The sequence below is a fragment of the Sorangium sp. So ce693 genome (assembly GCF_051521375.1).
Classification (GTDB): domain Bacteria; phylum Myxococcota_A; class Polyangia; order Polyangiales; family Polyangiaceae; genus Sorangium; species Sorangium atrum.
Map to the genome: position 1 here is coordinate 4,346,655 of NZ_CP150347.1, position 14,952 is coordinate 4,361,606.

Genomic DNA, 14,952 nt, shown 5'->3' on the forward strand with positions numbered 1-14,952 from the left:
GGGCCGATCAGGGGCCCGAGAACTCCCGGACGACGCGGAGGATGCCCTCCCCGTAGCTCGAGATCTTCGCCTGACCCATGCCGCGCGCGAGCGCGAGGTCGTCGAGCGACGCGGGCCGGATCCGCGCGATCTCCCGGAGCGTCCGGTCGTGCGCGATGACGTAGGCGGGCAGCGACTTCTCCTTGGCGAGCGCGGCCCTGTGGGCGCGGAGCGCCTCGAACAGCGGCACGTCGCGCTCCTCGAGCTCGACGCCGGGCTCCGCTTGCGCGCGCGAGGCCGGGAGGGGGGCGCCCGGCGCGGGGCGCGCCGCGTCGTCGCGGGTCGCTGCGGACGCGAACGCCTGCGGGGCCGGCTGCGCGCGCGCCCGCGTGGAGGGCGCGGCCGCCGGCGGGCGCGCGGCGGGCGACGCGCCCGGCGCCGCGCGGCGCGGCCGCCGGCGCGCGGCGGGGACCGGGAGCCGCACCCGCGTGGGCACCTCTCCGCGCATCACGCGCCAGCCGGCTGGCGTGATGAGGGGGACGGGGAACTCGCCCGTCGTGAGATCGATCCAGGCGTTGGCGAGCAGCGCGCGAAGGATCGACATGGCCTCGTCGTGGCTCTTCCCCTCGAGGACGCCGAACGTCGAGAGCCGGTCGAGCCCCATGCGGCGGACGCGCTCGTTCGACTCGCCGACGAGCATCGACGCGACCGCCTGCATCCCGGCGCCGCCCTTCACCCGCGCGACGCCGGCGAGCGCCCGGCGCACGAGGTCGTTGTCCCGGGCGAGCGCGGCCGGGTCGCTCGCCTCGAGGGCGTCGACCTCCAGACAGACGTCGCAGTGGCCGCAGCCGCCGAGCGACTCCGCCTCGTCGCCGAAGTAGCGGAGGATGAAGTCGTGCCGGCACGTCGCGGCGTCGACGTAGCGGAGCAGCTCTCGGAACAGCCCCCAGGCGCGCGCGGCGTCGTCGGCGTTCGCCTCGACGCCCCCCTCGCCGAGCTGGCAGAGCCGGCGGCGCAGCGCGATGTCCGCGGGCGCGAACAAGAGGAGGCCGCGGGCCGGGTCGCCGTCCCGCCCGGCGCGGCCGACCTCCTGGTAGTAGGCCTCGATCGACGACGGCGGCTGGGCGTGCACCACGAGCCGGACGTCGGGGCGATCGATCCCCATGCCGAAGGCGTTGGTGGCCACGACCACGGAGAGGCTGCGATCGGCGAAGCCCGCCGAGATGCGCGCGCGGGACTCGGGGGCGAGCCCGGCGTGGTACGCTTCCGCGTTCCAGCCTGCGTCGCGGAGCGCCTCGGCGAGGCGCTCGGCTCCCTTGCGGGTGGCGGCGTAGACGATGCCCGCCCCGCGGGGCCGCCCGGGATCGCCGAGGGCCTCCAGCAGCGCGCGCGCCGTGCGGCGCCCGGCCTCGCGCGGGCCGTCGACCGCCGAGACCTGCAGGTGGAGGTTGGGCCGGGCGAAGCCGCGCAGGATCACCTTGGGCGGCGGCTCTTCGGCGCCGCGCCCGCGCCCGCTCACCGCGTCGCCGTCGCCGCCGCCGTCGTCCGCGCCGTCGGGCGCGGGCAGCGGCCAGCCGAGCCGGCGGATGATCTCGTCGCGCGCGTCGGGGGTCGCCGTCGCGGTGCAGGCGAGGACCCGGGGCGGCCGGAGCCGCGCGAGCGCGGCGCCGATGCGCAGGTAGTCGGGCCGGAAGTCGTGCCCCCACTGGACGATGCAGTGCGCCTCGTCGACGGCGACGAGCGAGAGCCGGCTCGCGGCGAGCGCCTCGAGGAACCCGTCGAGGGCGAGGCGCTCGGGCGCGGCGTAGACGAGCTTGTACTCGCCGCGGCGGAGGGCGGCGAGGCGGCGGCCGTTCTCGTCGCGCGCGAGGCTGGACGCGATGAACGTCGCCGGGATGCCGCGCGCCTCGAGGGCGCGGACCTGATCTTCCATCAGGGAGATGAGCGGGCTCAGGACGAGCGTCGTGCCGGGCAGGGCGACGGCCGGGAGCTGGTAGCAGAGCGACTTGCCGCCGCCGGTCGGGGCGACCACGAGGACGCGGCCCGCGCCCCCGAGCAGGGCCTCGATCGCCTCGCGCTGCCACGGCCGGAACGCGGCGATGCCGAACCGCTCCGCGAGCACGGCGTCGAGCGACGGGGGCGAGCTCTCCGGCGGGCGCAGCGAGGAGGGGGCGAGGCGCTCGGTCACGATCGGCGAGGGGCGTTCAGCGAGGACCATGGCGGCGTCGTCGAGCGAGCGCCGTGCCTGCCGCGAGCCCTAGCATTTTCGCGCGCATGCGTCGCCCGGTGGGTGGCGGCGCCATGGCGGCGATCAGGCCTGGACGACGCCGATGCCCTTGGCGAGCGCTTCCATGTCGTCGAAGTGATAGACGTGGCGACCGTTGCGCCCGCCGAGCGCCGCGGCGACCATCGCGCCGGCGACCGTCCTCGCGTCGATGGGCCGGTACCTGCGCAGGCCGCCCTTCATCGTGAACCGGAGCGTCTGCGCCGCCGCGACGCCGATGGCCTCGCCCTTCCTGACCTCGCCCCGCTCGCCGAGGAGCAGGCTCGGCCTGAGGACGTGGACCGCCGCGAAGCTCGCCGCCGAGAGCTCCTGCTCGAGCTCGCCCTTCACGCGAAGGTAGAAGCTGGTCGAGCGCGGGTCGGCGCCCACGGAGGAGACCAGGACGAACTGCTTCACCCCGGCCTTCTCGGCGAGCCTGGCGATGGTGATGGGGTAGCGATAATCGATCTCGTAGAAGGCCTCTTCGGAGCCGGCCTTGGCGATCGTCGTCCCGAGCGCACAGAACACGTCGCTCACGCCGGCGAAGTCCGCGCCTTCGAGCCGGTCGAAGTCGACGATGCGCTGCGAGAGCCGCGCGTCCTCGATCGGGGCCGGGCGGCGGAGCAGGGCGACGACCTTCGTGTACGCTGGCTGTTGCACGAGGAGGCGCAGGCAGTGGCCGCCGACGAGGCCCGTTCCTCCCACGATGAGAGCTGTCTTGTCGACCGTCATGTCTTCCATGTCCGTGCGGAATCACCCGCGGAGAGCGCCGCCGCGGGGATCCACAGCCGTACCATGCAGCGTAACGCAAGCGGCGCGCGAACCATAGCGGCCGGCCGTGCGCGGCGCGAGCGGACCGACGGCGCGGCTCCCCCACGCTTCCTTTCCTGGTGTGTCCGGGCGCTACATGCTCTGTCCTTGGCCAGTCACGCGCCAGTCACGCGCCGCGCTCAGCCACGCGCCGCGCTCGCCCGGAGCAGCATAGACGGACGACCGCAGGGCTTCATCGAGCTGCTGGCTCTGGAGATGGCCGTACGCTGAAGGGGGGATGATCGCACATCTCCTGTGATCCCGCGGGCGCCTCTCGGAGCGAGCGCGCGAGATGGGCCTTGAGCGGGCCGCCCGCCTCCTGCGTCTCAGCGGCGCGGGGCCCGCGCGGCGCCTCACGTGAGCTGCGCGCTGGTGACCTTCTGCGAGCGCTTCGTGCGCTGGGCCTGCGAGCGCTTCGCGCGCTGGGCATGGAAGGCCTTGACCGCCATCGGGATGACCAGCTCCCGGTGCTTGGGTACCAGGTTGTTCGGCAGCTGCTCGACTGGCCACCAGGTGCCCGTGGCCGGGACCTCGGCGAGCTTCGCCTGATGGACCCGGGAGAGCATCCAGCCGCGCGTGGCGGCCGAGAAGTAATCGCCGACGAACGTGAAGTCGGAGATCGTCATCCCGACCCGGTGGAGGACGTGCTCGGGCTGCTCGCCCGGCGAGAGGACGCTGCCGGGGCAGCACCACTCTCCAGGGCCTGCCGCCGACGCTCCGCGCTGTGTCAGGAGCACCTCGAGGGCGCCAGAGTCCGCGTTCCTCCGGAGGCACACGGCGTCCGCGGCGAGGTGGATGGGGAGTCGGGAAAGAGCGTTGATGAGCGAGCTGCCGAGCGGCTCCCGTGGATCGACGTACCCGAGGAGCCAGCTGGCCATCGACTTGATGAGCCTCATCGGGGCACCCTCCGCGAGGGCGCGCGGCTGGGCCGCTGGAGCACCGCCCGCCGGGCGTTCAGGCGAGCGCGTCGGCGCTGCTCAGGGCTGGACGTCGTGCCGGGGTCGCTCTTCGCGCTGCCGCCGGGGCGGCGCGGTCGGGGCGATGGGATCGAGGTTCGAGTTGGATCTTTCATAGGAGGTTGCTGCGTTGGTGTGGTTGTGCGTTGTTGCGTCATGTTGCGCAGGTTCAGATCTTCATGTCGTTTCTCCTGGGATGTCGGGCTGCGCCGACGACGTTGAAGAGCCTACAATGCGCTCTGTTTCTTTGTCGTTTCAGTCGTGCAGCTCGGACGTGAATCATTGTCCTGCGTCGTTGCTCGCTGTCTCGCCGAGCTCCTGACGCCGGTGTTCGGGTGTCGTGCGTGAGAGTCGCTGGTGATCCGGGCAGCGCGAGCGCGCATGCGTTCGCCGGGGCATCGATGACATCGAGGTGTCAGCCGGGCAGTCGTCGCGTCGTCCGCGCTGGCCCGCCGGCCTCATCCTCCTCGGCCCCCTCGGTCACCTCCGCCTCGACGTCGATGACCTGCCATGACGCCGGTCGACCGCGGGACGCGCCAGCGCGCCCATCGGCGCGCTCGCCGAACGGCCCGCCGCTCAGGTCGATGACCCTCATGCTGAAGAACGCGCCGTTGCCGGGGCCGTCCACGCCGATGCCGGCGGCGCTCGCCGCGGCCACCCGCCGCTCGAACCGCTCCCGCACCGCCGCTGCGATCCGGCGGCGCACCGGCGGGATCAGGAGCATGAGCCCTGCCACGTCGGTCAGCACCCCCGGCGTGATGAGCAGCGCCGCCCCGAGGAGCGCGAGGAGCCCTCCCGTGAGCCCCTCGTCCGGGACGCGGCCCGCCGCCAGCGCGCCGCGCCACGAGGCGAGCACCTTGAGCCCCTCGCGCTTCGCGAGCGCTGCGCCGAGGATCGCCGTCCCGAGCGCGATCGCCACGGTGGGCCAGAAGCCGATGACGTCGCCGATCGACAGGAGGAGCCAGAGCTCCAGGATCGGGAGCGCCGTGAAGAGCAGGATGAGCTTGCCCATGACCCCCGTCGTCTAGCGCCGCCCGCCGCGCCGCGCACGCGTGGGGCCGCCCGCCGCCGGCCTCGCTGCCGAGCGCCGTCATCGCGCACCGCGGCACGCCGCCATCGCGCACCGCCCCGCGCCGCCATCCGCCGCCAGGAGCCCCACGAGGCCGGCTGTTCCACTGTTCCATGCTCCGCCCTGGATCCTGCGCCGGAGTACCGGCCGCGGTGAGAGTGCGCTAAGAGCGCTTGCCCCGGAGAAATCCATGACGACTGTCCCCGTGGAGCAGGAAAAGGTGGAGGCGTGTCGCGCGTTTGCCGCCGACATCGCCGACGAGGTGCAGCGCTTCATCGACCGCCACACCACGGTCGGCGTCGAGCGCACCGTCGCCCGCGCCTACGGCGTGATCGGCGCCGACGCCGAGGGGACGCCGCTCGTGAACGCGCTCGTCGATCGCATCCACAGGGCGGGGCAAGCGGGCCGCGGCGTCGCCTACCACCTGGGCCGGGCGCTCTGCGAGGGCGCCGGCTCGGTGCAGGAGGCCGCGGAGATGCTGGCGTTCAGCGAGGCGGCCGACCTCGGCGCGGGGCCGTCCGCGGCCGAGGCGCGCGGCGCGCTCGAGGCCGCGACGCGGGAGGCGATCGCCCGGATCGACAGGGCCCGCGACGAGCGCGAGGCCAACAAGGCGGCGCACCGGGTCGGCGTCGCGCCGCTCAAGTACGTCATCGTCGCGACGGGCAACATCTACGACGACGCCGTGCAGGCCAAGGCCGCCGGGTTCGCCGGCGCCGACATCGTCGCCGTGATCCGCGCGACCGCCCAGTCGCTCCTCGACTACGTCCCGGAGGGGCCGACCACCGAGGGATACGGCGGCACCTACGCGACCCAGGAGAACTTCAGGATCATCCGCCGCGCCGCCGACGAGGCGACCCGCGACACCGGCACCTACCTCGCGCAGACGAACTACTCGTCCGGCCTCTGCATGAGCGAGATCGCCTGGATGGCGGCGGTGGAGCGGCTCGACATGCTGCTCAACGACGCGATGTACGGGATCCTGTTCCGCGACATCAACATGCAGCGGACGTTCATCGATCAGTATTTCTCCCGGAGGATCATCGCGAGGAGCGGTATCGTCATCAACACGGGAGAGGACAACTACCTCACGACCGCCGATGCGGTCGAGAAGGCCCATACGGTGCTCGCGTCGCAGTTCATCAACGAGGCGTTCGCGCGGCGCGCGGGCCTCCGCGAGGAGCAGATGGGCCTCGGCCACGCCTTCGAGATCAACCCCTGGCTCGAGGACAGCCTCCTCTTCGAGCTCGCCCAGGCCCAGCTCGTCCGGCAGATCTTCGACCGGCACCCGATCAAGTGGATGCCGCCCACCAAGTTCAAGACAGGCGACATCTTCCACAGCCACGTCCACGACGCGATGTTCAACCTGGTCGGGATCACGACCGGCCAGTCGATCGAGCTGCTCGGGATGTTCAGCGAGGCGGTCCACACACCGCTCCTCATGGACCGGTATCTCTCGCTGAAGAGCGCCCGCTACATCTTCACGGCGGCGCGGCACCTCGGCGACGAGATCCAGTGGAAGCCGGGCGGCATCGTCGAGCGGCGCGCCCGCGAGGTCCTCGACAAGGCGCACGAGCTGCTGCGGGAGGTCGAGCAGGAGACCGTCTGGGACGCCATCGGGCGCGGCGCGTTCGGCGACGTCAAGCGCACGCGCACCGGGGGGAAGGGGTACTCGGGGGTCGTCGCGCGCCACCCGGAGTACCTGAACCCGATCCTCGAGGTCCTGGAGCGGTCGTAGGCCTGTCCTGCTGCGCCGTTCCGGTCGGAGGGCCTTCGGGCTGGGGGCGCGCCGAGAAGGACGGGATTCCCGGGACAACTCTCCGACAGGGCCGGAGCGTCAGCGCGCCGGACGACATTCTTCCTGACTTGGCATCTTCCGTGCGCCGAAGCATGGCTGAAGCGTGGAAGCATGGAAGCATGGAAGCATGGAAGCATGGAAGAAGCGCGCTCTCTCCCTCTCGATCGCGCTGGCCGCGCGACGCCGCATGGCGCTACTGTCAACGATGGATGGGCTCTTCTGGCCCACCGCTGTAGACAGAGGTGAGCATGACACTGCGAAACATCCTGCGTGCGTATGGCGACCGAGAGGGGGACGGGATGGTCCAGATGTCGTTCACGCTCCGCGTCCTGCCGGGCGACCGCGCGCGCGAGGCGGCGAAGCGCTTTGCCGAGTCGCACGGCCTGCGCGAGCCGCTGGTCACGGCGATGGAGCAAGCCAGCCGGGAGCACACGTATTTCGTCGTTTACGGGCACTCCCAGCACGGCGTCGACCTCTCGGACATCGAGGTCGAGGAGCTCGCCGCACAGCCGCTCACGCGGGACGACATCGAGGCGCAGGCGAAGAAGCTCGGCCGCAAGATCGTGGTCGTCGGGGCGTGCACCGGCAGCGACGCGCACACGGTCGGCATCGACGCGATCCTGAACTACAAGGGGTTCGCCGGCGAGAAGGGGCTCGAGAGCTTCAAGTGCTTCGACGCCCACAACCTGGGCGCCCAGGTCGAGAACGCCGAGCTCTGCGAGAAGGCCAAGGCGCTCGGCGCGGACGCGATCCTGGTCTCGCAGGTGATCACCCAGCGCAACTGCCACAAGGAGAACGCGGCGGCGCTCGTCGAGCTGGCGACGCGCCAGGGCTTCCGGGACAAGGTGATCCTGCTGCTCGGCGGCCCGCGCATCGATCACAACCTGGCCGTCGAGCTCGGCTTCGACGCCGGGTTCGGCCCGGGCACGAAGCCGATCACCGTGGCGTCGTTCCTGATCGAGCGCCTCGTGGGCCGGGCGTAGGCGGTCAGGCGACGAGCAGGTGGTAGGCGGCCGAGAGCTCGGCGAACCGCGCGGTGCGCTGGGCGCCGTCGCCGGCCTGCGCCGCGGCGCGGTCGGGGTGCAGCGACGCGGCCAGGCGGCGGAAGGCGCGGCGGATGTCGGCCTCGGTCGCGCCCTCGCGCAGGCCCAGCGCCTCGAGCGCCCGGCGGCGCGGCTCGTCCGCGCGAGCGGCGCGCGGCGGAGCGCTCCGCGGCGGCGCGCTCGCCGGCCCGCCGTGCGCGGCGCGCGCCGACGAGCCGCGCCGCTGCCGATCCCGCGCGCGCGGGCGGCCGTGGAGGAAATCGCTCGGAGAGAGCGGGCCGGTCTGCCGCAGCGACCCGGCGAGGGGCCTCGCCGTGTGGAAGCAGATGGTCGCCTCCTCGATGCTGAACAGCGCCTCGAGGCGCTCTCGGAGCTGGATCCGGAGCGCGCGGTCGACCGCGCTCGCCGGGATGAGCCCCGCCGCCACGAGCACCTCGCCGGTCCGGCGCCCCCGGTGCGCGGCGACGAGCGCGGCGAGCCGCTGGATCGACGGCTCGGGTGCGGAGCCCTCCTTCGCGAGGATCTCGCCGAGGCGGGGCACGCGGAGCGGCGTCTCGACGGCCGTCACGAGGCCGGAGAAGAGCTGGATCCGGTGCTGGCGGCCCGGCACCGTCGAGCCGCTCGGCGTCCGGAGCTCGCAGAGCTCCAGGAGCCCGGTGGTCTTCTCGCGGTGCAGCGCGCCGAGCAGGTCTCCCAGGGTCGACGTGGAAAGGCGGCTGGGCAGTTGCATCGAAGGCGGCGTTATCACTGCCGCGCTCGATCGGCCAAAGAAGCGGCGCAGCCGCTCGGGAGCGCGGACGTCTCCCTCGCCGGACGGGCCCGCTCGCGCGCACCGTCACCGTCGCTCGGCCATCGCTCGGCCATTGCGTGGCCTTCGCTCGGCCGTCGCGTGGCCTTTGCTCGATTGCGTGCCCCTGCGCGCACGAATGTGTGCCCGGGCCGAGGCCCGCCGTGCGAAGCTCCGCGCGAAAACGGCACGGCGCACCGCGCCGGCGCGCGGATCAGGAGGAATCTGCGATGGGCTTGCTCGACGGAAAGGTCGCGATCATCACGGGAGCCGGCGGCGGGATCGGCCGCGAGGAAGCGCTGCTCTTCGCCCGCGAGGGCGCGAAGGTCGTCGTCAACGATCTCGGCGGGACGCGCGACGGGGCGGGCTCGAGCGACGCGATGGCGGCGCAGGTCTCGGAGGAGATCAAGGCCGCGGGCGGGCAGGCCGTGCCGAGCTTCGACAGCGTGGCGACCCCCGAGGGCGCGGCGAAGATCGTGAAGACCGCCGTCGATGCGTTCGGCCGGGTCGACATCCTGGTGAACAACGCGGGAATCGTCCGCGACAAGACGCTCCTCAAGATGGATGAGGGCATGTGGGACGCCGTCATCGCCGTTCACCTGAAGGGGACGTTCCTTTGCACGCAGGCCGCCGCGAAGCAGATGGTCGCGCAGGGCGGGGGAGGGCGGATCGTCAACACCACGAGCGTCTCGGGGATGATCGGCAACTTCGGGCAGGCCAACTACGCGGCTGCCAAGGCCGGCATCTACGGGCTCACCCGCACCGCCGCGATCGAGCTGCAGAAGCAACGGATCACCGTCAACGCGATCGCGCCCATCGCCAAGACACGCATGACGGAGGATCTGCCCATGTTCCAATCGGCGGGCGACACGCTCACGCCGGCGCACGTGGCGCCTGCGGCGCTGTTCCTCGCGTCCGACCTGTGCGCCGACAAGACCGGCAACGTCCTCGCCGTCGCGGGTGCACAGATGTACATTTACAAAGTCGTCCAGAGCCCCGGGAAGTTCAAGGACGAGGGCGGCGTCTGGACGGCGCAGGAGATCGCGGATCACTGGGACGCGATCATCAAGCTCTGATCGTGGCGCGGGCGCTGGCGCGACGGCGCAGGGCGCCTGGCCGACGGCGGGCGCGACCGGAGCGCCGGCGCGCCCGCCCAGGGCTGCTTCCCGCGGATCGCGCCTCACCCGCGGCGCGGACGATGCGGCTTCGCGCGAGCCGACCGTTGCTGCGCTGATCCCTGGATGCTAGGTTCGAACCGCTTCCGGGGTACGATTGGCGCATCGGCGCACTGTTCGAGCAGGTCGTTCACGCGGAGTCTGGAGGTGCCACCGGTGACCGTCTTTCGCTGCTGTTACGGCTGCGCCATGTCGCGCGGTGCGGCCTCTGCAGCGCGGAGGCGTTGAGCGCCGTGTCACGTGACGCCCACATCCCGCTCGCCCTGTGGATCTGCGCGGCGATCGTGGCGCACATGGCGGGCGGCGGCGGCGCGGTCGAGGTGGCGCAGGTCATCGAGGATCGCGCCCAGCTCCGCCAGATGGTCCACGCGGTGAGGGATGGCCTCCGGCCGGGCGACACGACGTTCGAGATCCTGACCGACGGCGCGGCGCTCACGCCGCCTCCCGCCCCGCTCGCGCCGCCGGAGCGACCGGCGGACAGCGAGCCGGACAAGGACGCGGCGCCCGATCCGCAGCAGCCGAAGCCCGAGCCGACCAAGGCGGCGACGATCCCACCGCGGAAGCCGCCGAAGGCTGAGCCGCCGCGCCAGGCGAAGGCGCCTCCACCCGCGCCGCCAAAGGCCGAGCCGCCCAAGGAAAAGGCGGCCAGGATCGTACCGGTCCAGCCGGCGCCGCCGCCGCCGCTGCCGCCGGCGGATCAACGGATCGCCGTCCGCCAGCACGTCCAGAAGGACCAGGAGGACAACCCCGAGGCGAACCGGATCGCGGACGACGCCAACAAGGTCGCCGAGGAGACCATGGCGCAGATCCGCTCGAAGGATCAGGACGATCCGGAGCCGACGCCCGGGACGCCGTCAGGGCCGAAGGCGCCGACGGACACGGTCGGCGACAGCGACCACGATCACAGCGGCCACAGCGAGGAGCGCGCCGGCAACGAGAAGCACGCGCCCGGCGAGGGGAACCCCAGGAGCGAGAGCGCGGAGCACCACAGCCCGGCGTCGCCGGCGCAGGCCGCGCAGGCCTCCCGGGCAGCGTCCTCCCCGAGCGTGCCGGGCGCGAGCGGCGGGGCTCGCGTCGCGCAGGCACCTCCCGCGCTTCCGCCGCCGGAGAGGGGCGCCGCGGGCGGCTCCGGCCCGGCGTCGCCCGAGGTGATCGACGGCGCGCACGGCGGCTACACCCTCAATCCGGCGAACCCGGGCGGCGACGGCAAGAGCCGCGTGGCCGGCAAGAAGGCGACGCCGCAGCCCTACCAGAGCCCGGTCCGCGTCGGCTCGATCGGCCTCGGCGCGCCGGGGCTCCCCGGCGGGCCCAACCTCAACCTCGACATGGCCGGCGTGCAGGCGGCCGTCGGCAACGAGAAGCTCAGGGCGGAGCGGGCCTCGGACGGCGCCTCCCGCAAGAGCGCGCACCGGGGCTCGTGGGAGACGACGGACAAGTGGAAGAAATGGCGCGCCGCGATCGAGAACTACGACCCCTCGGTCAAGCCCGGCAACCAGACCTCGCTCAACGCCGCGCGGGTGCCGTTCGCGACGTACATCAACATGATCCACAACCGGCTCCACCCGATCTTCGCGGAGGAGTTCCTGGCGTCGCTCGAGAGCCTGCCGTCCGGGCACGCGTTCAACCAGAACCGGGTGACCCACGTGGAGATCGTCCTGAACAAGGACAGCGGCAGCATCGTGCGCCTCGGGGTCACGAGGCCGAGCGGGATGACGGCCTTCGACATCGTCGCGCTGAACTCGGTGCAGCGCGCGTCGCCGTTCGGCAAGGCGCCGGACGCGATCGTCTCGCCGGACGGCAACGTGTACCTGCACTGGGAGTTCCACCGGGATCCGTACGACGCGTGCTCGACCCGCAACGCCCGCCCGTTCCTGCTGAAGGCGCCCTCCGGCGCCGCCCCGGTCGAGCCGGCGCCGGTGCGCAGGGGGCCGCGCGCCGTCCCGGGCGACGAGGGTGCGCCGGCGCCGCAAGGTCCGCTGCTTCCGCTCGGGCGTTAGGTCCCGGCTCTGCACCGGGACCGCGGCGATGTATCCTGCGCGTCATGCCGAAGGATTCCGACGAGGCCGTTCGAGTGACCAACGCGCGCATCGAGGCGGCGCTCGCGGATTCCCCGGCGTTCACCCGAGTCGAGCCGCAGTTCTACGTCGTCCGCCAGGGGACCGCGTACGTCTACCTTCATGTCCTCCCCTGGGCGCCCGATCGCGCGCTCGTGCGGCTCGTCGCGCAGCTCGCCCGCGGCGTCGAGATGACGCCGGACCTCGCGATGAAGCTGCTCCGCCTGAACGCGCGCATCCGCTTCGGCGCCTTCGGTTACGTCGCGCAGGGCTCGTGTGTGGTCATCGTCCACACGCTCCTCGGCGGTGAGACGCTCGACGCCGACGAGATCCTCGTCGCGCTCCGGGATCTGTCCGTGCTCGCGGATGAGTACGACGACCGCATCGTCGAGGAGGCCGGCGGCCAGCGGATGCAGGACCTGATCGACGCCTCGGCGACCGCCGCGGTCTTCACGGATCTCGACGCTCCCCGCGCCTGGGACAAGGGCTGAGCGACGGGCGCTCATCTTCAATGCTCCTCAACATCGATCTCCCACCCGAAGGCCCTCCTCTCACCGCCGCGCCGGACGCCGCTGCCTCGCCCCATCGCGAGGAGGGCGGCGAGCCTCCGCCTCCCGAGCGCCGGTCCTCCGCCGCCGGGCGACCTCCGCTCGCCGGCCTGCCAGTGCTCGCGCTGATCCGGCCGCTCGCCGTCCTCGCCCTGCTCGCGATGATCCTCGGCCGCATGCTCGCGCCCGCGATGGTCGGCCTGGCGGTGGGCATCGAGCGCGCTGTCCACACGATCGAGCTCGCCGGCGCCGGCGCCTCGCAGCTCTTCGCGATCGGCGCCATCGTCGTCGCGATGGCGCTGATCAGCGCGGTCGTGCGGAGCCGCGTCCCGTACGCGCTGCGGATCGGCACGATCGTCGCGGGCAGCTTCGTCATCCTTGTCGTGCTGCACGCGACCGTGCAGCGCGTGCCCGATCTCTCCGCCGCGCTCATCGGCGTGAGCGCCGCGATCCTCGCGCTCGGCAGCGCGTGGGAGGCGCTCCGCGTCCCGTTCGTGCGGCCGGTCGCGGCCGCGCTCGGGCTCGTCGGCGCCTCTGCGCTCGTGCGGCTCGCCGGCGTCCTCCTGGCCGTCTGGGCGAACGACCGCGGCTCGAAGGCGCTCGCCGGCGCGACGAGCTCCGTCGCGACCGCCGCGTTCGCGCTCGACGCGCTGGCCGTCCTCACGGCGACCGTCGCGCTCGGCGCGGGCCGCGAGGCGCGGCCCCGTGAGGCCGAGCCGCCGCGGCCGCGCCTCGTGAGCCCGCTCTCGCTGGTGGCGCTCGCGTCGGCCCTGCTCGCCACGCGGGCGGCGCTCGCGGGCGCCGCCGACGACGCATCCATGGTCGAGGCGCTCTTCCGCCGCGCGCTCGACCGGCTGCTCACCCGCCCCGCTCCGGTGGTGCCGCTCTCGATACAGCTCTTCGTCGCCGCGCTCTCGGTGGTGATCGTCGCGCTCGCGCTCGTCGCCCCGCCGCGGCTGCCGGCGCTGGGCGGCGCGCTCGCGCTGCTGCTCGTCGCGGGCAGCGCCCCGGAGGTGCCGCTCGGCGCGCTGTCGCTGGTGATCGCCGCCCTCTGCGTCGCGCTCGCGGCCCGCGACGAGCGCGGCTTCTGGGCGGCCGTGCTCGCGAACGAGCGCGAGCGCACCTCTGGCTCGCTCCCGGGCGCCGGGAAACCGGACATCACCGGCGGCGCGTCAGGTTGACGCGAGCGACGACACTCGTTAAGCACGCCCTCGCTGTGCGGAAGGACGGCGCGCGGCATTCCACCCGCTGCTCGCCATGAGAAAGACGCGGTGGGAGTCGCCGCCCGGTCCAGACGACCCCTCCCTGAAAACGCCAGATCAGGCTCGGAGGGGCGCAAATCAGGCTCGCGTGGCGCGCCGCGGGCGCGGGAGAGTCCTCATGCATCGTCGCGATCTCGCCTCGCTCTCTGCTCTCGCGCTCGCGCTCGCAGGGTGCCCCGAGGAGCCCTCGAGGCCGAGCGGCGGCACGGCCGCGACGGCCATCAAGGCGGCACCCCCGGTGGCCTCGGTCGAGAAGCCCGCCGCGGCCCCTCAGGGGTCCGAAGCGCCGAAGGCCACGGCGCAGGCGGCCGCCCCGGCGGCCCCCGAGGGCAAGGGGATCATCAAGGGGGTCGTCAAGTTCACCGGCAAGCCGGTCGAGATGAAGGTCCCCACCGCGCGCAAGGACGCTCCGTTCTGCCAGGACAAAGACGTCCTTTACAACGCTGTTGTCGTCAATGATGGCAAGCTCAAGGACACCTTCGTCCGCATCGCGGTCGGGGGCGTGCCGGGCAGCTGGAAGGCGCCCGACGCGCACGCGGTGGTCGACCAGCAGGACTGCATGTATGTGCCGCGCATCCAGGGCGTGGTCTCCGAGCAGCAGGTCGACATCAAGAACAGCGACCGGACGCTGCACAACGTGCACACCTACAAGGGCTCTGAGACGCTGTTCAACCAGGCGCAGCCGGGGGGCGCCGCGCCGCTCACGAAGGCGTGGAAGGACGGCATCATCAAGCTCACGTGCGACGTCCACCCGTGGATGCGCGGCTTTGTCGTGGTGACGGATCACCCGTTCTTCGCCGTGAGCGGGGATGACGGCTCGTTCACCATCGAGAAGGTCCCTGCCGGCAAGTACAAGCTCGAGGCGTGGCACCCCCGCTATGGCCTGAAGACCGCCGACGTCGCGGTCGCGGACGACAAGCCCGCCCAGGTCACGTTCACGTACGCCGGAACCGAGCCTGAGCCGGCGGAAAACAAGGACGAGCTCAAGGGCCTTTGGTGAGATCCATGGCAGCGGCTGCGGCAGGCGTCGCCCCGCCCCGGGCCGCCCGGCTGGCGGCAAGCGGCGCGGGGGAGCGACCTTTCCAGGCTCGCTCGACGCGCAAAGAACGGCTGAGCACGCCACGACGGTTGCCGCAAGGCGACTCGTGCCCTAAAGGGAGGCGGGCGACAACTGACGAACTCGACTCCCCGAGACGTGTTGTGCGCGCTAG

The 14,952-nt window shown here is 72.6% G+C and carries 12 protein-coding genes; 7 read left to right on the top strand and 5 right to left on the bottom strand.

Annotated elements, in window-relative coordinates; all coding sequences use genetic code 11:
• Positions 1 to 7: 7 nt before the first annotated feature.
• The 4 genes from WMF14_RS16555 to WMF14_RS16570 form a co-directional block, all read right to left on the bottom strand.
• On the bottom strand, positions 8 to 2,197 hold the full coding sequence (locus tag WMF14_RS16555) for a RecQ family ATP-dependent DNA helicase (protein ID WP_437802070.1): 2,190 nt from the start codon (positions 2,195 to 2,197) through the stop codon (positions 8 to 10).
• A gap of 93 nt (positions 2,198 to 2,290) precedes the next feature.
• Positions 2,291 to 2,983 carry an oxidoreductase gene (locus tag WMF14_RS16560; protein ID WP_272098106.1) on the bottom strand — a complete coding sequence of 231 codons (693 nt, stop codon included), beginning with the start codon at positions 2,981 to 2,983 and terminating at the stop codon, positions 2,291 to 2,293.
• A gap of 422 nt (positions 2,984 to 3,405) precedes the next feature.
• Positions 3,406 to 3,948 carry an NUDIX hydrolase gene (locus tag WMF14_RS16565; protein WP_437802072.1) on the bottom strand — a complete coding sequence of 181 codons (543 nt, stop codon included), beginning with the start codon at positions 3,946 to 3,948 and terminating at the stop codon, positions 3,406 to 3,408.
• A 475-nt stretch (positions 3,949 to 4,423) separates the two neighbouring features.
• Positions 4,424 to 5,020, bottom strand: a complete 597-nt coding sequence (locus tag WMF14_RS16570; protein ID WP_272098108.1) for an FxsA family protein — start codon at positions 5,018 to 5,020, stop codon at positions 4,424 to 4,426.
• 247 nt (positions 5,021 to 5,267) lie between these two features.
• Here WMF14_RS16570 and WMF14_RS16575 point away from each other — a divergent pair, with 247 nt between their 5' ends.
• Both WMF14_RS16575 and WMF14_RS16580 read left to right on the top strand, forming a co-directional pair.
• Positions 5,268 to 6,812, top strand: coding sequence for a lysine 5,6-aminomutase subunit alpha (locus WMF14_RS16575; protein WP_437802074.1), 1,545 nt, complete (start codon positions 5,268 to 5,270; stop codon positions 6,810 to 6,812).
• A 308-nt stretch (positions 6,813 to 7,120) separates the two neighbouring features.
• Positions 7,121 to 7,855, top strand: a complete 735-nt coding sequence (locus tag WMF14_RS16580; protein WP_272098110.1) for an OAM dimerization domain-containing protein — start codon at positions 7,121 to 7,123, stop codon at positions 7,853 to 7,855.
• Positions 7,856 to 7,859: 4 nt separating this feature from the next.
• Here WMF14_RS16580 and WMF14_RS16585 read toward each other — a convergent pair whose 3' ends face one another.
• Positions 7,860 to 8,645 (bottom strand): J domain-containing protein, encoded by a 786-nt coding sequence (locus WMF14_RS16585; protein WP_272098111.1) that lies wholly within the window; start codon positions 8,643 to 8,645, stop codon positions 7,860 to 7,862.
• Positions 8,646 to 8,932: 287 nt separating this feature from the next.
• On the opposite strand from WMF14_RS16585, the gene WMF14_RS16590 reads away from it, so the two are divergent.
• The 5 genes from WMF14_RS16590 (at position 8,933) to WMF14_RS16610 (ending at position 14,741) form a co-directional block, all read left to right on the top strand.
• On the top strand, positions 8,933 to 9,778 hold the full coding sequence (locus WMF14_RS16590; RefSeq protein WP_272098112.1) for an SDR family NAD(P)-dependent oxidoreductase: 846 nt from the start codon (positions 8,933 to 8,935) through the stop codon (positions 9,776 to 9,778).
• Between the two features lie 332 nt (positions 9,779 to 10,110).
• Positions 10,111 to 11,874, top strand: coding sequence for a hypothetical protein (locus WMF14_RS16595; protein ID WP_437802077.1), 1,764 nt, complete (start codon positions 10,111 to 10,113; stop codon positions 11,872 to 11,874).
• A 44-nt stretch (positions 11,875 to 11,918) separates the two neighbouring features.
• Positions 11,919 to 12,422, top strand: a complete 504-nt coding sequence (locus tag WMF14_RS16600; RefSeq protein WP_272098114.1) for a T3SS (YopN, CesT) and YbjN peptide-binding chaperone 1 — start codon at positions 11,919 to 11,921, stop codon at positions 12,420 to 12,422.
• A gap of 20 nt (positions 12,423 to 12,442) precedes the next feature.
• A complete protein-coding gene (locus WMF14_RS16605) occupies positions 12,443 to 13,660 on the top strand; it encodes a hypothetical protein (RefSeq protein ID WP_437802079.1) in 1,218 nt (405 codons plus the stop codon).
• A 199-nt stretch (positions 13,661 to 13,859) separates the two neighbouring features.
• Positions 13,860 to 14,741, top strand: a complete 882-nt coding sequence (locus WMF14_RS16610; protein WP_437802081.1) for a carboxypeptidase regulatory-like domain-containing protein — start codon at positions 13,860 to 13,862, stop codon at positions 14,739 to 14,741.
• The last annotated feature ends 211 nt before the right edge of the window (positions 14,742 to 14,952 follow it).